Consider the following 22,360-nt stretch of genomic DNA (forward strand, 5'->3'; position numbering starts at 1 on the left):
CCCCTCAGTCAGCCTACGGCTGACAGCTCCCCTGACAAGGGGAGCTTGGATATATGGAGATACGGGGAGCCCAGTATGTGTGAAGTTTGAAAGGACAGTAACAATGGGACAGAAGGTTCTGGTCATCGGTTCCGGCGCCCGCGAGCATGCGATCGCGTCCGCGCTGCTGCGCGGCGGTTCCGTTAGCGAAGTCGCCGTGGCCCCCGGCAATCCGGGCATGGCGCTCGACGAGGGCATCCGCGTCGTCTCGCTCGGCTCCTCCAATCAGGCCGCGCTCATCGACTTCGTGAAGGACAACGGCTACGACTGGGTGTTCGTCGGCCCGGAGGTCCCGCTTATCGAGGGCATCGTCGACGCGTTCGCCAAGGCCGGCATCAAGGCGTTCGGCCCGTCCAAGGCCGCCGCGCAGATCGAAGGCTCCAAGGACTTCGCCAAGCGGCTCATGGCCCGCCACAACATCCCGACCGCCAAGTACGAGACGTTCGACGAGCTCGAACCGGCCGTCGCGTACGTGCGCGAGCACGGCGCGCCGATCGTCGTCAAGGCCGACGGTCTGGCCGCCGGCAAGGGCGTGACCGTCGCGATGGACGTCGAGACCGCAATCAAGGCTCTCGACGACATCTTCGTCGACCACCGTTTCGGCAACGCGGGCGCGAAGGTCGTCATCGAGGACTTCCTCGAGGGTCAGGAGTTCTCGCTCATGAGCTTCGTGAACGGCACCGAGTTCTGGCCGATGCCGATCTCGCAGGATCACAAGCGCGCGTACGACAACGACGAGGGCCCGAACACGGGCGGCATGGGCGCGTACAGCCCGGTCCCGCAGATCCCGCAGTCCGTGGTCGACACCGCGATCGAGACGATCGTGCGTCCGACCGTCGAGGCGATGGCCGCCGAAGGCACGCCGTTCACCGGCATCCTGTATGCGGGCCTGATCGCCACCGCCGACGGTCCGAAGGTCATCGAGTTCAACGCGCGCTTCGGCGACCCGGAAACCGAGGTCGTGCTGCCGCGCCTCACGTCCGATCTGGGCGCGGGCATCAACGCGATTCTCAACGGCGAAACCCCGACGTTCGAGTGGAAGCAGGACGGTGCGACGCTCGGCGTGGTGCTCGCCTCCAAGGGCTATCCGACGCACGTGATCAAGGGCGCCCCGATTCCCGAGATCACCGTCGACGCCGACTCGCACGTCTACTATGCGGGCGTTGCCTCCGACGCGACCCACGGCCTCGTCGCCAACTCCGGCCGCGTGCTGTTCGTCGAAACCTCCGCCGAGTCCATCAAGGCCGCGCAGGACAAGGTCTACGCGATCCTCGACAACCTCGACACCACGGGCATGTTCTACCGCCACGACATCGGCGCCAAAGCGCTGCAGTAATGGCGTCTGACGATGTATGAAGAGAGGCTCCCCACTTTGGGGAGCCTCTCTTCATATCGCCTTAGTATCGGAATCACGCTGTGCGCGATGCTGTGCCAGTTGGCGGCGCTAACGCGCCACGACGCTCCCCCAGTCAGCCTGCGGCTGACAGCCCCCTCAGCCGAGGGGGCCGAGGCTGCCGCCAGCTACAAAGGATTTCCGAATTATAAACCTCAGTAATCAGAATCGCTTTGGAGGCCTTGCAGGCCCCCCTCGGCTGAGGGGGGCTCCCGGCGTAGCCGGGTGGGGGAGCGTCTGCGGCCGAAGGCCGCTAAACAACACGGCATCGCGCGCAGCACGATTCCGTTACGCCCGCTATGGCAGATCCATGAAGCCGGAGTCCTTGAGGTAGTTCTTGCCGGCGGTGATGTCGTACTGGATGAGCTTGTAGTCGGCGAGCAGCTGCTTCGTTTCGTCGTCGAAGTCGCTTTCCGCCATCGGGTTGCCGTCGGAGTCCAGATAGATGTTCTGGCCTTCCGGAATGCGGTCCCAGCCCTGGATCGTGTTCACCACGGGCGGCTCCATCGCGGAGATCTTCTCGTGCATTTCGGTCAGGAACGCAAGGTACGGCGACACCTTCGCGTCCATGTGCTCGGCCGCCTGCGCAACGAAGAAGTTCGGCGACGAATACGCCGAATTGTCGATCTTCTCCCCCTGCGACGAGCCGGACGCCTTGTTCGACCAGATGAAGTAGTCGGTCAGGTGCAGCGCGAGCGAATTGTTCGTGTCCGCGCTGGCCGTCTCGTAGATGCCGGGCAGGTGATCGCCGTAGAAGACGACCGTGACCGGCTTGTCGAGCTTGTCGAGTTCCTCAAGGAACGCCGCAGTCGCCTCATCGGTCAGGCTTGCACCCTTCTGGTACGTTTCGATCGACTTCGTCTCGTCCTTTTCGAGCGGCTGCGACGGGTCGGTCGATTCGGCGGTGAAGTCGTTGTCCTTGTACCAGTCGTTGTACGGCATGTGGTTCTGCATCGTGATGATCTGGATGAACTGGTTGTCGTCCGTCTTCGCGATCTCCTCGAGCGCGCTCTTGTACGTCGCCTCGTCGGACACGTACGGCGATTCGTCGATCTTGTCCTGGTATTTGATGATGTCGTTGCCTTCGCCGTCGCCGGTGAGCGTGTAGAAGTGCGAGAAGCCGAACTTCACGTAGTTCGTGGCGCGCGAGTACATGGACGACTCGTACGGGTGGAACGCCTCGGAGAACTTGGCCGCACCCCACATCTGGTTGATGGTCGGCACCCAGTGTTCGCTCGGCACGAGCTGCTGGTACGGGCTGGACAGCGACGAGTCGAAGTTGGCCATGCTCATGCCGGTCAGGCCCATGTATTCAAGGTTCGCGGTGCCGCCGCCGTAGCCGGACGAGAGCATCAGGCCGGACGTGGTGCCACTCTTGATCTTGCGGATGTTCGGCATGGAGTCCTTGTTGACCTTGAGTCCGGGCACGCGCGACGGGTCGGAGAACGATTCGCTGAGCACGTAGATGACGGTCGAGTCGGTCATGTTCGCGGAGCGCGACTCGTTGATCGTCGTCGCTTCCTTCGCGTACTTGGCGGCGAGTTTCTTCATCGTCGCTTCGCTGTAGTCCGAGGGCTTTTCCATAATGCGCGGGTTGAGCTGGCGCGTGAACGAGACAAGCGGGCCGTTGCGCTGCGCGTCGTATACGGAATCCCACATGCTCGGCTTGTCGCCCATCACCGTGGCGAACGTTTTCGCCCACGATCCGACGGTGCTCACCTGCATCGAATACAGCGTGAAGAACATGCCAGGCAACAGGATCAGCAGCAGTCGCACGGTCACGTTCATACCGACGTTGTCGAAGCGCAGCAGACGGCCGGAGCGTCCGTCCATGCGGTACAGCAGGAAGCAGACGATCAGCACGCCGACGAACACGGCGCACGCGCCGATGATCGTCCAGTGCGCCCCCGGCGGCATGAAGCTCAGCAGGTTGCTTTTGTCGGCCTTGAGGAAGTTCAGGTCGCTCGGCAGCACGGCCTCGTAGCGGATCTGCACCTTGAAATGCTCGATCACGGCCACGATGATCGCGGCCGCCAGGAACACCGGCGTGGCGATCCAGAACCGGTTGGTGAGCATGAGCAGGATCAGGTAGATCAGGCCGAGCAGAAGCACGTTGAGGACGAGCACGAAGTTGCCGTCCGTCCACATTTTCGTCACGAATCCCCAGCCGACGGTTGGGCTGGACAGTTTGACGCGCGTGCTTTTCAGTGACACGCCCCACTGCAGCGTGGCCACGGCCGCGAGGTCGAACAGGATAAAGAGGAACGCGTACAGCCAGCCGGGGAACGGCCTGCCGCTGAATCGTTTGAACCAGCGCCGGCCGCGGCGTTCGTCCGTGTCCTCCTTGCGCGCGATGTCAAGGATCTCGATGTCGTCGTCGGCCGCCGTCGCGTTCGCTGACGTCGCGCCGACAGTACCGGCCACCGACGCAGCGTGCGGAGCCTGCGCGGCCTGCGACGCGGACTGTGATCGGGCCGTGTCCCGAGTCGTCATATCATGTGTTGTCTCTTCGCTCATAACCTGCACTTCACGTTTGGTTCACTGGGCATAATGGTCACCATTGTCCGCGTCGTTCCTGACAACGGCCGCACCTCGCCCCATATATTCACGATTGCTTCTCGCTTGCCACCATACCGGATTGAGCTGGGAGGGAAATCATTCCCGCGGCGGATGCACCCCGCCGAATACGGCTCCTATGATGCCGCGTTTGGTAGCGATAAGGGAGGATGCTCATGCAAGTGTGGTCGTCGTGGCTGCAGTCGCTGATGCGCGTGCGCATCGTGTCCGGACCATTTCATGACGGCGTGCTGCTGGTCGCCGCGGCTGGATTGCTGATATTGGCGGCGTGGCAGCTGGCGTGCTTCGATCGCGTGCGTCTGCTGTGGCAGCTGTTGGCCGGCGTTGCGACCGGAGCGGCCGGATTGCTGGCCGCGTGGCTGATTTCCGACGTGATCATGGTGTTCGGCGTATCGCTCGGCTGGGCGGTGATCGGCTGGGCCGCGGCAGGATTCGCCGCATTGGGGTTCGTGATCGCGACGGCCGTGCAGGCTCGCGCGTTGCGCCGCGTCATCGCGATCGTCATGATTCCGGTCATGCTGGTCGCCGCGGCCGTGCAGGTCGACACGGTGTTCGGCGAATATCAGACGATCGGATCGCTGGTCGGCTGGTCGCCGTACCAATCCGTCAGTCAGGCCGGCATCGCCCGTCCGACGATGACGGTCGATCAGTGGAAGCGGCGTGCGGCCGACGGCGACTTGCCGAACATGCCGTCGACGGGCCGTCTGTTCTCCGAACGCATCGCCAACACGGCGTCCAGGTTCCGTGCGCGTCCGGCCATGGTCTGGCTGCCGCCGGCGGCGCTGAGCGACACGCCGCCGAAACTGCCGGTGCTCATCCTGCTCGCCGGGCAGCCGGGCAGCCCGGGCCGCGCCATGCAGGCCAGCGGCATCACCGCGCTGCTCAACGACTATGCCGCGGCGCACGACGGCCTCGCGCCGATCGTCGTCTCGCCCGACCAGAACGGCGGCGACACGATCAACAGCCTGTGCGCGGACACGGCAAAGTTCGGCAAGGCGGAAACCTACCTGACCAAAGACGTGCCGAACTGGATCGCCGCGCATCTGCCGGCCGACGACGCGGGCGCAAAGTGGGCCATCTCAGGCTTCTCGCAGGGCGGCACCTGCTCGACGCAGCTTGCGCCGCGCCACGCCGACCTGTTCGGCACGATGATCGCGGTGGACGGCGAGATCGCGCCCACGTCCGGCAGCGTGGACAACATGGTCGCCTCGTATTTCGGCGGCGACCGGAAAGCCTACGAGGCGCAGGTGCCGGTGAACGCGCTCGCCGCACACGCACCGTCTGACCAGGCGGCCGTATTGGCGGCCGGTGAGAACGACACCGTGTCCGTAGACAACGTGAAGACGATCGGCGCCGCCGCGCGCAAGGCCGGCTGGGATGTGACCGAACTGGAGGCGCCTGGCACCGGGCACGACTGGCATGCGGTGCACGCCGTGCTGGAGGCCGCGCTGCCTTGGTGGTGCGCGCGCGTCGGCCTGGGCAGCTCCAGCACAACGACGAATAAGACGTGGAAGGATTACGACAAATTGGAGGTGCTGCAATGAGCGTTGCGAACAACGCCGCAGAGGGTAAGACAAACAACGCCGCAGAAAGTGCCACGACAGCAGACTCGCCAAGTGCCGCAACGCACGGCAACGGCGACGGCCACGGCACACGCAACACCACAGTCGTACGGTCCGCTGCGGCCGGCCATCAAGGCGGCAACGGACACAAACCCGCACGTCGCAACGCGTCATCGCCCGCCGCCCAGGCATGGGCGCCGCTGGCAAACGACGTGCGCGGCTGGATCGGCGCACATCCGTTCGCGGTGGGATTCGTCGCCGCATTCGTCGTGCTGAACGTCGCGGCGTGGATCGGCGCGGCGCTCGCCGGGCAATCGTTCCCGCTGCGCGGCTTGGGCACGTCGCTGGACGAGTTCAGCCTGCCGAAGCTGATCGTCTCCCTGTTCCTCGCCCGCGGCGTGCTGCAGCTGGTCATGGACGCGGTGCTGCTGCTGGTCATGGTCTCGACCGCCGAACCGCTGCTTGGCCGCGGCCGTCTGTCCGTGATCGGCGTCGCGTCGACGCTGATCGGCACGGTCGTCGGCCTGTTCCTGTGTGCGGGGCTCGCCGCGCTGCTACAGGGCACCGCGATCGTCGGCCGCGTCCGGTTCACGCTCAGCCCGCTCACGCTGGGCGTCGGCGCGCTCATTGCGGCGAGCGCGTTCAGCCGTCCGTTGTGGCGGCGTCGCATCCGGCTGATCGGCTATGCGGCGATCGCGGCCGGACTGCTGTTCCGCGGCAATCCGGGCGACTACTGCCTGCTCGTCGCCGCGCTCACCGGACATGTACTCGGCGACCTGCTGGCCCGCCGTGCGGCCAGGACCACGGTCGGAAGCGCGTCCGCCCGCGCCGCGCAGCATCATGCCGATCCGCTGCACTGGCAGATGGGCACGTCGTTCGAAGCGCGGCGCATGTTCGCCGCGGCCGCGCTGATTCTGGCGCTCGGCCCGATGCTGACGATCACGTCGCCCACGCATGTCGGCCCGCTGAGTTCGCTCGGCCTGATGCTCAGCCCGGTCGATCCGGACGACGCGAAGCTGGCCGCCTGCCTGTCGGGTGCGTCGCACGCCGACTGCTTCTTCCAGTTTGATCTGCTGCGCACGTCGATGCCGGGCGCGATCGCGCGTTCGCTGCTGCCGACCGCGGTGATGGCGATCATGGCGTGGGGCCTGTATCGTGGCCGTCGTCTGGCCGCGTGGGCGACGGCGGCGTATTCCGCGTTCGTCGCACTGCTGGCCGTGGCCTATTACTTTGTGGTGCCGCTCGCGTTCGCCGGGGACGGATTCCGTACTTTGGTGTGGCATGGCGCGGTGGTCGCGTGCGCGGCGAACGCGCTGCTGCCCGCGCTGTTCGCCGTGGCGACGGTCGTGTCGCTCGGCCATTTTCCTATCCGCACCGACGTTCGGCTGATGCGTCGCGGCTGCGCGGCGATCGTTGCGTCGTTCGTGGCGTGCGCGGCCATATATCTCGGGTTTGGCCTGCTGCGTCCGCATGATTTCCGTCCGGCCGCCACGATCGGCGATCTGATGGCCGAGCTGCCGGGCCGGTTCATTCCGATCGGCTTCCTGAGCCGCACGAAACTGCGGTTCATGCCGTTGACGCCGGTCGCGTCGGCCGTCTATCAGGGCGTGGGACTCGTGTTCTGGCTGGTGGTATTGGTCGTGTGCGTACGGTGGATGCGCGACATTCTCGTGACGGACGATCATGCGCGCGCCGACGCCGGCCGTCTGGTCGAACGCGACGGCGAGTCGATGAGCTTCATGACCACGTGGGAGGGCAACCGGTACTGGACGTCGCCGACCGGCCGTTCGGCGGTGGCGTATCGGGTGATCGGCGGCATCGCGCTCACCTGCACCGGACCGTTCGGCGATCGCGGCGAATGGATGACCGACCTGCGCGAGTTCGCGCGGTTCTGCGCCGCGCACTCGTGGTCGCCCGCGTTCTACGCGGTGCATCGTGCGCAACGCGACGCGCTTGTGGCGAGCGGCTGGTATGCGCTGGAGGTCGGCGGCGAAATGGTCGTCGATCCGCGCACGTGGAAGACCACCGGCAAGAAATGGCAGGACATCCGCACGGCGATCAACAAGGCGAAGCGCGACGGCATCACCGACGTGCTCACCACGTTCGCCAACGCGGACGCGGACGTGCGCGAACAGATTGAGGAGATTTCCGAACAGTGGGCCGGCGAGAAGGCCCTGCCGGAAATGAAGTTCACGCTCGGCGGCGTGGAGGAGCTGCGCGACCCGCGTGTGCGCATCCTGTACGCGGTCGACGCGGACGGGCTCGTGCTCGGCGTGACCAGCTGGCTGCCGACGTGGCGCGACGCGCGTATCGTCGGCTGGACGCTTGATTTCATGCGGCATCGCACCGACTCGCCGAACGGCATCATGGAGTTCCTGATCGCGCGCATGGCCGAACGGCTGCGCGACGAGGGGCTTGCCGACCCGGCCTCGGCGGCCGAGTTCATGAGCCTGTCGGCCGCGCCGCTGGCCGGCATGAACCCCGACCGGGACAACGTCGACGCCGACGGGCGCGCCGACACCGGCACGGCGATGCTCCAGCATGCGCTGCAGATCGTGGCCGACTGGATGGAGCCGGCGTATGGCTTCCACTCGCTGTTCAACTTCAAGCGCAAGTTCCAGCCGAGCGAGGAGCCCGTGTACGTGTGTTATCCGGATCCGGCCGTTCTGCCGCAGCTGGGTCTCGCGGTCATGCGCGCCTACGTGCCGTCCGTCAGCGCCAAGCAGGCCCTCGCCATGCTGCGCACGCTCCAGCGGTAGTCAGTCGGCACATTCGTGGGCATATCCGGTACGGCAACCGTGGTCGTGGGCATAGACGGTACAGTAAGAGCGGAATTTCAGCTCTTGGTGTACCGTCTATGCCCACATGCAGCCAAATGAACGGTCTATGCCCACAGTTTGACTGCCGAAATGACCCGCCTATGCCCACACACGGGTTGTCGCAGTTTGTCCAACACTCAAAACACCAGTTCATCCCATATCAAATGACCCGCCTATGCCCACACCGCCTCCCGACGACGCTTCGCAACGGACCAGATACGTCCGGACATGATGGTTGTCACCACGTCATGACCTGCGCCGACACCGAGCACGGTACCGCGTATTACGGAGATGTTGGGCGTATTCGGCGGGGTCGGCGATCGTGCGGGCGTGGCATACGTTAGGATGGCGCTTTTGGGACGGCGTTCGGCGCGCGTGACATGCGTGATGTGCGCAGCTGCGGGCGCCGAAGAGGGAAAGGACGTAACGGTATGGGCGAAGGCATGTTGAGCGCGATTCATGGTCCGGCCGACGTCCACGACCTGCCCGCCGATCAACTGCCCGAACTGTGCGCGGAAATCCGCCGCACGCTCGTCGACTACGGTCACGTGCACGGCGGCCACATCGGTTCGAATCTCGGCATGGTGGAGGCCACGGTGGCCCTGCACCGCGTGTTCGACTCGCCGCGTGACCGAATCGTCTTCGACGTGTCGCACCAAAGCTACGTGCACAAGATGCTCACCGGACGCGCCGCCGCGTACCTCGACCCCGAACATCACGACGTGACCGGGTTCACCAATCCTGACGAATCGGAGCACGACCAGTTCGTGCTCGGTCACACCGGCACGTCGATCTCGCTGGCGTGCGGACTGGCGAAAACGCGCGACATGCGCGGCGGGCACGAAAACGTGATCGCGGTGATCGGCGACGGTTCGCTCAGCTCGGCCATCGCGTTCGAGGGGCTCAACAACGCGTCCGAACAGGGCGGCAATCTCATCATCGTCTTCAACGACAACGAAATGTCGATCGCCGAGGATCACGGCGGCATGTACGGCCCGCTCGCCCGCCTGCGCGCGTCCGGTGGCACGGCCGAACCCAACATTTTCCACGCGTTCGGACTCGACTATCGCTATGTCGAGGACGGCAACGACGTGCTCGCGCTGGTGAGCGCGTTCGAATCCGTGCGCGGCATCGACCATCCGATCGTCGTGCACATCCACACGCGCAAGGGTCTCGGTCTGCCGGTCGAGGACGCGGCGGCGAATATCGCGACGGCGGAGATCGCCGCGGGCGCGACCGACGGCGGCGATACCGGCACGATCATGTCCGCGTCTTCCTGCGCGGCATCCGAAGAAACCATTGCCGCAATCAGCACGACCGGCGCCGACACAACCGGCGCGACTTGCGCAACCGACCCGGGTACCGCCGACGACGGCGACGCGACGGTGATCGCGGAAGACCTGGCGATCACCGAGGGCCGCTGCGAGGCGAACCACTGGCAGAATCCGGACAGCGCGGCCGGTAAGCCGCTCGGCGCGCGCAAGCATTACGGGCAGCTGGCGATGGCCGCGCTCGAACGGCGCTTCGCCAGCGAACCTGGACTCGTGGTCATCTCCCCCGCCACCCCCGGCTCGAACGGCATCACGCGCGCGTTCCGCGAGCGGGCCGGCAGGCATTACGTCGACACCGGCATCACCGAGGAGCATGCGGTCGCGTTCGCGTCCGGCATTGCGCGCGCGGGCGGGCGACCAGTACTGGCCACGTCGGCCACGTTCTTCCAGCGCACGTTCGACCAGCTGCAGCAGGAGCTTGCGCTCAACCACACGCCGGCCACGCTGCTCGACTTCGGCGGCGGCCTGTCCGGCGCGGACAACACGCATTCCGGCGCGTTCGACATCGTCATGTTCGGCAACATTCCGGGACTGACCTGCCTTGCGCCCACGTCCGGACGCGCGTTTCTCGACATGCTCGCATGGTCGACGAGCGTGGCAAACGACGGTCCGGTCGTGATCCGCGTGCCCGGCGACGCGATTCTAGGCGCGGAGCGTGCCGGCGAGATCGTCGACATGACCGATCATTCCACGGCATCCGACATCACCGACACGCAAGATTGCCCGTGGAACCGCTACCGCATTACGCACGCCGGCTCGCAGGTGGCGATTCTCGCGCTCGGCAACGAGTATCCGTTGGGATTGCGCGTTATCGAGACGCTTGCGGGACGCAACGACGGCGATCATGCCGGCATCGACGCGACGCTCGTCGATCCGCAGCAGTTCTCCGCGATCGATGCGGACACGCTCCGCGCGCTGGCCGAAGATCACCGGATCGTCGTCACGCTCGAGGACGGCCAGCTTGAGGGCGGCTGGGGTGAAAAGATCACCGCATGGTATGCGAATGCGGGTCTCCCCCACCCCGTGCGCGTACTCAACTTTGGCGGCACGAAGGAATTCACCGACCGAGTCCCCCTCGCTGATCTCAACGAACGCTACGGCTTGACCGTCGAGCAAGTCACGGCCGCAATCCGTAGCCTGCTCTAGCTGCCGGTCACCGCCTACTGCTGGTTTTTGATGGCGTCGAGGGCGGGGATCTTGACGGCCTTGTTGGCGGGCTGGAAGCCGGAGACGAGGCCGATCGCGGTGGAGAAAAGGATCGCGAAGACGAACAGCCACCACGGGATCACCGACAGGCGCGTCACGTTCTCGCCGCCCACAATCGCATGCCATATGTTCTCGCCGCTGACGCCTCCCATATATACCAGATTGATGCCGATCGATATGACCGCGCTCAACAGGCAGCCGATCACGCCGCCGAGCAGACCGATGAAACCCGCCTCGCCGAGGAACATGATGCGGATGTCACGCACGTAGCAGCCGAGCGCCTTCATGATGCCGATTTCGCGCGTGCGCTCGGTCACAGACATGACCATCGTGTTGGTGATGCCGATGGCCGCGACCAGGAGCGACACCGCGCCGATGCCGCCGAGCGCCATCTGGATGCCACGCGACTGCTCCTCCATCTGCTTGCGGATCTCCTCGTACGACGACGTGGAGAAGCCCATGTCCTTGATCTGCTGTTCGACGTCGCTCACCTGCGTGATGTCGGAAACCTTGACGAGCGCCTGCTCGTACGTGGTGGTTTTCGCCGCGGACTTGTCGGCTTTGGCGATCATGTCCTTGAGCTGGCTGATGTCCATGAGCACGCCCGACGAGGTGGCGGAGCCCTTGTTGTAGTCCTCCTTGAGCACGCCGGTGGCGCGCAGCTTGAACGTGTTGCCGGAGCCGTTCGCGCCGGTCGAACCCGTGCCGGAACCCGAGGAACCGGTACCGGTGCCACTCACATCGGTTGCCCCCGACATGCCGCCCATGCCCATCGTCATCCCGCCGCCGGAGCCGCTGCCGGACGAGTCGTCGCTCGTTTGGATGGTCAGCTTGATCTCCGTGTTCATCGGGTTGAAGAACGGCTTGGATTCCTCGCCGAGCTGGTCGGCGGGCACCTGCGAGCAGTTGCCGGTCGAGTCGCACGTCCAGTACGTGCCGTCGCCCGCGTCCTGCGGCTGGTAGCGCATGTTGGAGCCTTCGGGCCGGAACTTGTCGTAGAACTGGTAGGCGAGGTACTGTCCGGCGAGGATTTCCCCGCTTTTGGTCGGGGCCGCGCCGTCGGTGAGCTTGTAGCCCATGTTCTCGAGCTGCGACATGTCGATGGCCTGCACGTCGCCGTACGTGGCGACGTACCGCCCGTTGTCGGCGGTCATGGTGACCGTGTAGTTGAGCGACATCTGCGCGGTTGCACCCTCGACGCCGGGGATCTGCTTGAACGATTCGATGGCCTTGTCGTCGAGCTTGTTATCCGTCTGGCCGCCGCCGGTCGAATCCGACGCGCCGAAGCCGTCGTAGTTGCCCTGTTTGTACACGTTGATGATGGTCAGGTCGCCCATCTGCTTGAGCGACTGTTCGTTCATCTCGTTGATGCCGGAGCCGATCGACACCATGGTGACGATCGAGCAGCAGCCGACGATCACGCCGAGCACGGTCAGGATCGTGCGCGACTTGCGTCGGAACAGGTTCTGACTGCACAGGTGCAGGATGTCCGTGAATCTCATGTTGGTCCTTACGACTTACGCAATGGCGTACGGCAATGACGTCGGTGGAGTCGATAGCGTACGCGTTGATGTGCGGAATGGCCGACGCGACGATTTACGCGCGAGCGTTTGCGCCGGTCGTACCGGACTGTTCGGGCGCGGCGGGAGCGATCACCTGCGTCGCGTCGTTCGCACTGCCGGCCGTGCCGGACGCAGCACCGTCAGCCGAATCGCCGTCCGCGCTCCAGTCGTCCCACTCGTCGTCGATGCTGGCCTGATTCGCCTTGGCCTTGCGCTTCTTGCGCACGATGACGATAGTCGCCACGAGCGCGGCCGCGACGGCGAGCGCGCCGACGATCCACGCCCACATCGGCACGCCCTGCTGCTGCGTGGTGTCGTCGGGCACGACCATGCCGTCGTCGGTCGGGTCCGACGGCGCCGCGTCGGTAGCGCTGATGGTGATCGGGAATTCCTTCTTCTGCGTCTTGCCGTCGGAGTCCTCGTAGGTGACGCGTAGCGTGGCGTTGATGTCGCCGGCCTGCGTGGGCGTGAACGCGAAGCCGATGGAACCGTTCGCACCGGACGCGACGTTGCCCACATACTGCGTGGCGTTGGTGGCCTGGATGCCTTCGCCTTCGATGCTGGCCTCGACGTTGGCGATGTCGCCCTTGCCCTTGTTCACGTAGTTGAGCGTGACGGTGGTCTCCGAGCCGACGGTGGCGCCATCCGGCGGGACTGGGTTGGTCAGTTCGAAGCGGTCGGGCTGGGAGACGGGCACGGAGATTTTGATGTCGGAATTGTTGGAGCTGCGCACGTTAGCATCCACGTATTCGTATTTGAAGCTGACGGTGACGCCCTGCGCGCCGGACGTGGCGCTCGGCAGGACCTGCATGGGCAGGCTTTGTGTCATCGCGTAACCTGCGCCGAGCTTGTCGAAGTAGAACGTGTTGGTGCCGCCGGCGATTGCGAAGCTTTCGCCGCCGTCCACGGTGACGACGAGGTTGTCGATCGCGACCTTGCCCATGTTCTGGAACGTGAAGGAGAGGTTAAAGTCGCTGCCGACCGACACGGTTTTCGCGCTGCCGTAGTCGAAGTTGGTGATGATGATGTTCGGCACGGGTCCGGCGACGGGGGTCGTGTCGTTGCCGGACGTGCCGCCGTTCGTGGTGCCGTCGCTGCCCGTACCGGCCGAACCGTTGCCTCCGTTCGCGGTGCCGTCCGACGAGCCGCCGTCGACGGCCGAGTTCGTCGTCGTGCCGTTCGAGGTCTTGCCGTCGGCTACGGCGTTGCTCACCGTGCCGTCCGTACCGTTCGCGGTCGTGCCGGTCGCGACCGCGGACCGGGTCGTACCAGTCGCGGACTTACCGAACTTACCGTCGGCCGCATCTGTCGTACCGCCGTTCTTACCGGCGGTCACGCCCGCGGCGTTCGTCACGCCGTCGGCCGGGGCCTCCGCCGTGGCGAACGCAGCCGGCGTCGCACAGGCGAGCAGCATCGCCGGCGTCGCCAGCAGGGCCGTGGCCGCGGCGATCATGCTCTTCTTCTCTCGGTTCTTCATCATTTCCCTTCCTGTATGTGGGATCAAGTCCATATGTATTCCCAGTTTTCAGTTATTCGTCGTTCCGATCGGGCAACCCATTCTGGTCATCTCAATCAAGCGCAACCACTCTTCCTGTCATTTCCAAGCGCAACCACTCTTCCTGTCATTTCGACCGAGCGCAGCGAGCGGAGAAATCTTTCAGAACCCGACATACCACCCCATCCTCAATGCGTCAGCTTGTCGCCGACGATCCGCCCGTCGAGCAGCGTGACGATGCGGTCCGCGTACTGCGCCATGTTGTCGTCGTGCGTGACGAGCACGATCGTCTGGTCCAGTTCGCGCGCGAATCCGACGATCATCTCCATCACGTCGACTTTCGTACGCGAATCGAGGTTGCCTGTCGGCTCGTCGGCGAACACGACCTGCGGTTTGGCGACGAACGCGCGCGCTATGCCGACGCGCTGCTGCTGGCCGCCGGACATCTGCGTCGGATAGTGCGTCATGCGCTTGCCGAGGCCGACGCGTTTGAGGATGCCGCGCGCGATCGCCTCGCGTTTCGCCTTCGGCACGCCACGGAACATGAGCGGCATGGCCACGTTTTCGATCGCGTTGAGATTCGGCAGCAGATTGTACGACTGGAACACGAAGCCGAGATGGCGCTGGCGGAAGGCCGCGAGCTCGCGTTCGTCGAGATCGGACACGACCACGCCGCCGATGCGCACGCCGCCACGCGTCGGCTTCTCCATGCCAGCGAGCTGGTTGAGCAGCGTCGATTTGCCTGAACCGGATTCGCCGTAGATACAGCAGATCTGGCCTTTCGGAATAGTGAGATTGATGCGTTCGAGCGCGACGACCGTTTCATCGACGACCGGATACTCCTTGCGCAAGTTTTTCACTTCGATCATCGGACGAGCGGATTTGGCCGGACGGACCGGGTCGACGGAGCCAATCGACCGGGTCAAACCGACCGGCCGGCCCGCGCGCGAGACTGGTTCCCCCTTGATTATCGCCATTGACAACATCCCTTCTTGATCGTACCGACTCAAGTCTACGGCCTTCACTCCTCCGACACAGTCTGCGCCATCATACCAATGGTAACAATCCACCCCAAGGATGATTCGCCGCCAAACCAAACGACAACGGTCCGACCGATGTCGTTGCAATCGTTCCCGTTTGTAAAGATCCTCGTTCGGCCGCGTGTCGTCTGCGGCCCGTCCGATACGCTGATTGCTCTGTTGTTTTTTTCGAAACTTGGGGGCAATGATGACAGTCAAGGACATCGAACTGTATCGGTCGGACGACGGGTCCGTCCAATTGGAAGTCAGCGTGAACGGGGACACCGTGTGGCTGACACTCAATCAGATGGCTGAGCTATTCAACCGCGACAAATCGACCATATCAAGACACATCAGGAACATTTTCGCGGAAGGGGAGTTGAACCGAGATGAAGCAGTTGTTGCCAAAAATGCAACAACTGCCACGGATGGTAAAACATACCAAGTTGACTACTACAACCTCGACGTCATCATCTCTGTCGGTTACCGGGTCAAGTCCCAGCGCGGCATGCAATTCCGCCGCTGGGCAACGAACGTGCTCCGCCAATACCTGATGAACGGCTACGCGGCCAACGAACGACGGCTGGAGCAGCTGGGGAAGGTCGTCAGCATCCTCGCCCGCAGCAACGACCAGCTGGCCGCGGGCATCGCGGACGTCGTGTCCCGATACCTGCCGGGATTGGACATGCTCCGCGACTACGACGCGCATGAACTGGCTCCCGCCCCCAAGGCGAAACCAGCGTGGGAGATCACGATCGATAACGGTTTCTCACATTGGAGGAACACCGAGAGACTGTGCCCATGCTCGCTCATGTTGTCTCAGACAACCAGCGGAAGGATGAGCGAAGCCCTTGGAATCATTCGATTCCAAGGGCTTTTATGGTGACCCCGGCCGGGCTCGAACCGGCGACCCTGAGATTAGAAGTCACATGCTCTATCCAGCTGAGCTACGGGGCCAAACGAAGGGACAGTATACCAGCATGCCGGTACGCGGCTCACCCGTCCGTCCCGTTCGCCGGCGACCCGTAATCTCAGGGTCGCCGGTTCTCGTTATCGCCTATCGATTCCCCATCGACGTCGTACGATCACTTGGCGTCGGCCTGATGATGGTACTGGAACGCGAGCTCCGCGAGGTGCACGCCGTGGGTGAGGAACTCGTGCGTGCGGCACACGTAGTCGTTTTCGCGGCCGATCTTGGCGATGTAGCCGTTGATGTAGTCGACTTCGGTCTTGCGGCCGCGGCTCATGTCCTGATACATCGACGGATAGTGCAAGGGGTTTCCGGTACGGCTGACGTAATCGACCGACTCGAGCTCCTCGGCGCGCGTGTTGATGAGCCTGATGCCGGCGCGCTCGCACGCGTCGTACGCCTCGTTGATGAGCTGCATGGCCATGTCGCGGGCGCCCGGGTAGCTGATGAACTGGCCCATGGTGATCTGGTACATGGTGCACAGGGTGTTCACCACGGAGTTGAACACGATCTTGGCCATGCACATGCCCTTGAAGTCGTCGGAGATCTCCGGGTTGAGGTTTGCCTTCTGGAAGTCCGCGAAGATCGCCTTCTCGATGTCGGTGACCTTGTTGGTCATGGCGCACATGTGCATGGTGCCGGCGCCGGACTTGCCGATGAAGTCCACGTCGCCCGGGCCGTTGAGCACGGTCGCGACGAGTGCGGTGCCGCCGTAGATGCGGTCCTCGCTGAAGTACTGGGCGATCTTCTCGAAGTGGCCCCAGCCGTTCATCGCGCTGAACGCGACCTGATGGTCCTTGAACAGGTGGGCGCAGCGCTTGAGCATCTCCTCGAGCTGCATCTGCTTCATGAAGATGATCCACACATCCGGATCGCCGTCGTATTCCTCCGGCGTGTACAGGTTGATCGGGATGAGACGGCGGTTCTCGTGGTCGCGGCTCACGTACACGCCGCCCTGCTCGCGGATCTTGTCGATGTGCGGCTGCCACGTGTCGATGAAGTCGACGTGGGCGTCCGTGTGCTCCTGCAGCAGAATGCCGTAGCGCAGGCCCATCGCACCCGCGCCGATAACCGTATAGCGCATGATAATCCTTCCGGTCTTCTTGTCTTTTCTTTCTTCTGACGCACGCGTGCGACAGTATGCAATTGCGATATTCCGCGATTTTTCGCGTCACACCATAGCACCGGATGGCAACATTGCTGGTATAACGGGGGCATGAGCGATTCCGATGATTCCAACAATCCCGCCGAGATGCAGCGAACGGTTGCACGGTTGCATGAGACGTTCCGCAGCGGGCTGACGCGACCGCTGCGCTGGCGGCGAGCGCAGTTGGACGCGATGGAGCGGATGCTGCGCGATCACGGCGTGCGTTTGGCCGAGGCCGTGCATGAGGATTTCGGCAAGCCCGTGGCGGAAACGATGCTCATGGAAATCAAGCTGGTGCTTGACGAAATACAATTCGTGCGGCCGCGACTGTCCCGTTGGGCGGCGCGTCGACCGCAGCCGATGCCGTGGCTGTTGTGGCCGGCGCGCAGTTGGACAGTGGCCGAGCCGAAGGGCGTGGTGCTGGTGATATCGCCGTGGAATTATCCGGTGCTGCTCTCGCTTGAACCGATGGTGGATGCGATCGCGGCAGGAAACTGCGTGTGTTTGAAGCCGTCGGAGCTCTCCCCCGCCACCAGTCGGCTGCTGGCGCGGCTGGTTCCCCGGTATCTGGATGCGCGCGCGTTTGCGGTGGTTGAAGGCGGCGCTGCCGAGACCGGCGCGCTGTTGGAGCAGCCGTTCGACCATATTTTCTATACGGGCGGCGGCCGGGTCGGCCGGATCGTGATGGAGGCTGCGGCGAAACGGCTGACGCCGGTCACATTGGAACTCGGCGGCAAGTCACCGGTGTTCGTCGACGGCACGGACGATCTGGACGTGGCTGCGCGGCGCATCGCGTGGGGCCGGTTCGTCAACGCCGGGCAGACGTGCGTCGCGCCCGACTATGTGCTCACGACTCCTGACATCGCCGACGATCTGGCCCGGCGCATCGCCCGCGCCGCGCGGTTCATGTTCGGCGACAGCGCGTCCGCGCCGCAGTCGTCCAGCTACGCGCGCATCATCAGCGATCGCCATTACGATCGGCTGATGGCGCTGCTGCCGCATCCCGACGTGCCGTCGTCCGCGGCGCACGTGGTCTGCGGCGGATTCGGCGATCGCGCGCAACGGTATATTGCGCCGACCGTGCTCACGCACGTGTCCGCGGACGCGCCGGTGATGCGGGAGGAGATTTTCGGGCCGATCCTGCCGGTGCTGGAGATCGCGGACGCGGCGTCGGCGGTCGCATTTATCAACGCGCGGCCGAAACCGTTGGCATGCTACGTGTTCTCGCGGCGGGCTGCCACGCGCCGACTGTTCGAACGGGAGACCAGTTCGGGCGCGCTTGGCTTCGACCTGCCGCTCGGCCATCTCTTGTCCAATCGGCTGCCGTTCGGCGGCGTGGGCGCGTCCGGCATGGGCTCATATCACGGCCATGCGGGCTTCCTCGAATTCAGCCACGTCAAAGCCGTGACCGCCAAACCGACCTTCCCGGACACGCTCTCCCTCGTCTATCCGCCCTACACCAGACGCACTCGAACCCTTATCTCGACACTGACCCGACTCACGGCTCGATGACCCAGGAGAGCCCCACGAGCACGATGAGGAACAGCACGTTCACCGCGGAATACACGGCCAGATAGCGGCCCTTCTGGTGCGGGTACTTGCGCACCACGTTCTTGTAGCCGATGAGCGAGGCCATGGACGCGATGAGCGTGCCCATGCCGCCGAGATTCGTGCCGATGATGAGCGGCCGCCACTGGTCGGTGAAGCCGGACAGGAGCAGCGTGGTCGGCACGTTGCTGATGAGCTGGCTGGAGCCGACCGCAACCTCAAGCGGGCGGATGTTCACCAGCGACGCGGCCAGTTCGTAGAATTCCGGCACGCGTTTCATGTTGCCGATGAAGATGAAAAACATGGTGAACGTGAGCGGCAGGCCCCAATCCACGTTCTTAAACACCTTGCGGTCACACACCAGGAACGCGGCGAACACGATCGCGCACATGAGCCACAGCGGAATAAAATCGCTCACCGCGAGCAGACAGACGACGAACAGCAGCGTGTACACGATCGTGCGCCAGCCGCCGTAGCCCGCGCCGTAACCGGTGATGCGGATCTCGTCCGGCCGGTGGCCGGCGCTGGATGGGGCGAGCACGCCCTGTTCGATGCCGGCGCCGTCCAGCGAACGGAACTCCGACACCGGTTTGCCACCGAACACGAACCACGAAATCACCACGAGCATCACCGCCGCCGTGACCGAATACGGCGCCATGATGCCGATCATCTCCAACGCGGGCATGCCGGTGAGCGCCTTCAGATACAGGTTGTGCGCGTTGCCGATCGGAGTGAGCATGCTGCCCACGTTCGCGCCGATCGTCATGAGCGTGCCGACCAGCACCGCGTGCTCCTCCATGTCGGCCATGATGAGCACGGAAATCGCGAACGGGATGAACGTGACGAGCGCCACGTCGTTGGTGATAAGCATCGCCGAAAAATACGTGAGCGCGATCAGCGTGATCACCAGCCCGCGCGCGGTGCCGACGTGGTGCAGCAGCCGCGAGCCGATGATGCGGAACACGCCGATCCGCTGGAAGCCGCACACCACGAGCATGAGGCAGACCAGCTGGCTGATCGTGCTCATATGCACGTAGTCCTTGTAGTCGGCGTCGGGCGGGACGATGAAGCAGGATATGAGCGCCAGTATGGAGGCTACGATCAGAATCGTTTCGCTTTTGAGCAGCTCGATGGCCCAGCGCCTCATTGTTCCTCCGAAGTTCACCGTGCGTTAACGTTCAGTGATTGTAGTGGGACAACGAGCCAAAGTACGTAGCTTCGGCGTGCTGTTTTCCGACCGATTCCAACGAAAACAGCCCCTCAGCCTTACGGCTGCCTACCCTCCCGTTCCGACGTTTCACTCGTTTCGATTACGCGAGCCGCACGAGCGTGACGCTGTAGGACGGCAGGGCGAGCGCGATGCTGCCAGCGCCATCCGGCGGGAGCATGGATTCGCGGATCGTGCGCGTCAAGCAGTCGCGCGGTCCGCCCTCAAACTCGAGTTCGTTGCGCGCATCCGGATCGCCGGACAGGGTTTCGACGCGCAGCGTGCGCGGCGAGCCGGCCGCATGGTCACGCCGCAAGAGCCCGCGCGGCCCGTACGACACGTTGAGCGTCACGCCGACGCGCTCGCCGCCCGTGTTGACGAGCTTGACGAACCTCAGCGCGCCCTCGTCGCCGGTCGCGGACACGTACAGGCCGTCCGGCGTTTCGCCGTCAAGCCGGCATTCGTACGCGAGCGCGCCCACGTTCGCGGAAAACAGCCGTTCCGCCTCGTAGTTGACGCTGGGACCGACCTGCGCGGGGTTGAATTCGATAAGGTTCTGTTCCCAGCCGTGCCCGGTGACGTGCGAGAGTAGCGGCGCATATGACGTCATTTTCACGATGTCGCTGTTACGTTCGCAACCGGTGAGGAACGCGGCTTCGGCGAGCGCGGACCGCCAGGTGCTTGCGTGATCGTGGTCCTGCGGTTGGGCGGCGAAGTAGCCGTTGGCCGAGTATTCGCCGAAGTACACGCCGGTGCCGTCGCGGCGGTAGTCGTCGAATCGACTGGCCTGCGCGATGAACCAGTCGGGCGAGTGGTAGGAGTGTTCGTCGACGAGGATACGTGTGGCGGGCAGCAGGTCGGCGTCGTTTGCGTCGATTTCGCGCGCGACGCCGGGCACGTTGCCGGCGGCGACGGCGTGCGCGTGGTCCCATGCGCGTTTCATGGGCAGGCGGAACGGGAAGAGGCCGGCGCTCATCACGCACAGCATGTTGGGGTCCTTTTCGTGGATGGCGCGTGCGATCGCGTCGAATTTGGCCACGTAGTCGGCGCCGAAGTTTTCGTTGCCGATGCCGATCATGTCGAGTCCGAACGGTTCGGGGTGGCCCATGTCGCGCCGGACGGCGGCCCAGTCGCTGGTGTCGGGGTTGCCGTTGGCGAAGTCGATCAAGTCGAGATAGTCCTGCACGACGACGCTGCGGAACCAGTCGCCGTTGGTGTCGACGTGCTTGGGGTCGCGGTAGGGCGACTGGCAGGTGATGCCAGCAAACAGTGTGGGCAGCGGCTTGGCGTGCAGGTCCTCGCACAGGCAGAAGTATTCGTAGAAGCCGATCTGGTAGCTTTGCGAGTAGCTGGAGCCGTCGGGCGATTTGAACGCCCACATGTTGTATTGCTGGCGGCGGGCGGTGGGCGCGCCGACCGTGTCCTTCCACCGGTATTCGTTGCCGGGGGTGACTCCTTCGACGATGCAGCCGCCGGGGAAGCGCACGAACGCGGGTTGCAGTGCGGCGATTGTTTCGACGAGGTCGCGGCGCAGCTTGCCGAACCGCCATTTCGGGTCGTTCCTGCCCCAATAGTCGGCGTCCATGAGCGAGACGGCGTCGATGTCGAAGGTCGCGGCGGACGGTTCCGTCGCATGTGTCGTGGTCGTCCCGCTCTCCGCGTCTAGCATCTGCGCCGCGTACGGCGCACCCGGCCGGTCCGCAAGCTGCACGTCGACATGCAGCTTGCCGTATCCGTCGCGCAAGCCGGCCAACGTATGCTGCACGAACACCCAGCCGTCGCGCAACGGTTCGCCGGCGAAGCGGTCCACGTCGAAGCGCACGTCATCGGTCAGCAGCTCGTCATCGTCGTCCAATACAACGACGCGCAGCGACACCATGCCGCTCACCGGCCGCACGCATGCGGAGAATTCGTACGCGTGCCCGGATCGCACGGCCATGGCGCACACGTTCGCATGATCGCCGCCGCCGTTGTATCCGAGATTGTCGATCGTGCCGACGATGCCAGGCTCGACCGTGACGCGCACGTACCGGCTGTTGGCGTGGATCGGCGGTGCGGGACAGTCGGTGTCGATCTGCTGGCCGTGATCGCCGCGCGTGCGCGTGCCGCAGCTGACCGCGTCGAGCCGGCGGAAACGCCAGAACCGCAGCGGATCGGCCTGTGTCATCCAGCGTTCGGCGCCTTTCAATCGCAGCGACGAATGGGACAAATACACGCCGTCGAAACTGTAGTTGTTCACCATGTTCGCGTTCAGGCCGCCGTCCGCGCCGTGGTTGATGTCCTCGAAAAACACGCCGTACAGCCGATCGCTCACCGCATGCGTCGGCGCGCCCACCGTAATCGTCACCATGCGTTCCATTATCGCGCGGTGGGCGCGAACAGGCCATATACGACCCGGCCGAAAACGTCGGGTTCGAGGCGCGGGGGCGGCGAACGCGGCGCGCGCAATCGGAAAACCGGTTCGGCATCCTCCGGACTCCCCCGA

13 protein-coding genes and 1 tRNA gene are annotated in these 22,360 nt (G+C 64.3%); 6 read left to right on the plus strand and 8 right to left on the minus strand.

The annotated features are described in order from the left end of the window. The first annotated feature begins 103 nt into the window (after positions 1-103). Positions 104-1,375 (plus strand): phosphoribosylamine--glycine ligase, encoded by a 1,272-nt coding sequence (gene purD, locus BBIA_RS02445; protein WP_033492372.1) that lies wholly within the window; start codon positions 104-106, stop codon positions 1,373-1,375. Positions 1,376-1,729: 354 nt separating this feature from the next. On the opposite strand, the gene BBIA_RS02450 is transcribed toward purD, so the two are convergent. Further along, positions 1,730-3,925, minus strand: a complete 2,196-nt coding sequence (locus tag BBIA_RS02450; RefSeq protein ID WP_081891871.1) for an LTA synthase family protein — start codon at positions 3,923-3,925, stop codon at positions 1,730-1,732. A gap of 233 nt (positions 3,926-4,158) precedes the next feature. On the opposite strand from BBIA_RS02450, the gene BBIA_RS02455 reads away from it, so the two are divergent. From BBIA_RS02455 to BBIA_RS02465, 3 genes are all read left to right on the plus strand, one after another. Next, a complete protein-coding gene (locus BBIA_RS02455; RefSeq protein ID WP_193786490.1) occupies positions 4,159-5,553 on the plus strand; it encodes an alpha/beta hydrolase in 1,395 nt (464 codons plus the stop codon). Beyond that, a complete protein-coding gene (locus tag BBIA_RS02460) occupies positions 5,550-8,330 on the plus strand; it encodes a bifunctional lysylphosphatidylglycerol flippase/synthetase MprF (RefSeq protein WP_081891873.1) in 2,781 nt (926 codons plus the stop codon). The genes BBIA_RS02455 and BBIA_RS02460 overlap by 4 nt, the downstream gene beginning before the upstream one ends. A 491-nt stretch (positions 8,331-8,821) precedes the next feature. Next, positions 8,822-10,867 carry a 1-deoxy-D-xylulose-5-phosphate synthase gene (locus tag BBIA_RS02465; RefSeq protein ID WP_033492371.1) on the plus strand — a complete coding sequence of 682 codons (2,046 nt, stop codon included), beginning with the start codon at positions 8,822-8,824 and terminating at the stop codon, positions 10,865-10,867. A 14-nt stretch (positions 10,868-10,881) separates the two neighbouring features. Here BBIA_RS02465 and BBIA_RS02470 read toward each other — a convergent pair whose 3' ends face one another. The 3 genes from BBIA_RS02470 to BBIA_RS02480 form a co-directional block, all read right to left on the minus strand. Further along, positions 10,882-12,429 (minus strand): ABC transporter permease, encoded by a 1,548-nt coding sequence (locus BBIA_RS02470; protein WP_033492370.1) that lies wholly within the window; start codon positions 12,427-12,429, stop codon positions 10,882-10,884. 94 nt (positions 12,430-12,523) lie between these two features. Further along, complete coding sequence (locus BBIA_RS02475) at positions 12,524-13,969, minus strand: COG1361 family protein (protein WP_051923675.1); 1,446 nt, start codon at positions 13,967-13,969, stop codon at positions 12,524-12,526. A 203-nt stretch (positions 13,970-14,172) separates the two neighbouring features. After that, complete coding sequence (locus BBIA_RS02480; RefSeq protein WP_152600481.1) at positions 14,173-14,853, minus strand: ABC transporter ATP-binding protein; 681 nt, start codon at positions 14,851-14,853, stop codon at positions 14,173-14,175. 355 nt (positions 14,854-15,208) lie between these two features. Here BBIA_RS02480 and BBIA_RS13655 point away from each other — a divergent pair, with 355 nt between their 5' ends. Then, positions 15,209-15,889: a virulence RhuM family protein gene (locus BBIA_RS13655; RefSeq protein WP_081891875.1), complete on the plus strand. Its 681-nt coding sequence runs from the start codon at positions 15,209-15,211 to the stop codon at positions 15,887-15,889. Here the strand turns inward: BBIA_RS13655 and BBIA_RS02490 are convergent. Together BBIA_RS02490 and BBIA_RS02495 are read right to left on the minus strand one after the other, a co-directional pair. After that, a tRNA-Arg gene (locus BBIA_RS02490) sits at positions 15,884-15,960 on the minus strand. The two genes, BBIA_RS13655 and BBIA_RS02490, sit on opposite strands and share 6 nt — an antisense overlap. A gap of 128 nt (positions 15,961-16,088) precedes the next feature. Next, positions 16,089-17,057 (minus strand): ketopantoate reductase family protein, encoded by a 969-nt coding sequence (locus BBIA_RS02495; protein ID WP_033492367.1) that lies wholly within the window; start codon positions 17,055-17,057, stop codon positions 16,089-16,091. Positions 17,058-17,189: 132 nt separating this feature from the next. On the opposite strand from BBIA_RS02495, the gene BBIA_RS02500 reads away from it, so the two are divergent. Beyond that, positions 17,190-18,632: an aldehyde dehydrogenase family protein gene (locus BBIA_RS02500; RefSeq protein WP_033492366.1), complete on the plus strand. Its 1,443-nt coding sequence runs from the start codon at positions 17,190-17,192 to the stop codon at positions 18,630-18,632. On the opposite strand, the gene BBIA_RS02505 is transcribed toward BBIA_RS02500, so the two are convergent. Then, entirely contained in the window at positions 18,619-19,815 is a 1,197-nt protein-coding gene (locus BBIA_RS02505; protein WP_033492364.1) for an SLC13 family permease, read from the minus strand. The genes BBIA_RS02500 and BBIA_RS02505 overlap by 14 nt on opposite strands. A 163-nt stretch (positions 19,816-19,978) precedes the next feature. Next, positions 19,979-22,225, minus strand: a complete 2,247-nt coding sequence (locus tag BBIA_RS02510; protein WP_081891877.1) for an alpha-L-arabinofuranosidase C-terminal domain-containing protein — start codon at positions 22,223-22,225, stop codon at positions 19,979-19,981. Between the last annotated feature and the right edge of the window lie 135 nt (positions 22,226-22,360).

Source organism: Bifidobacterium biavatii DSM 23969 (assembly GCF_000741165.1).
Taxonomy (GTDB): domain Bacteria; phylum Actinomycetota; class Actinomycetes; order Actinomycetales; family Bifidobacteriaceae; genus Bifidobacterium; species Bifidobacterium biavatii.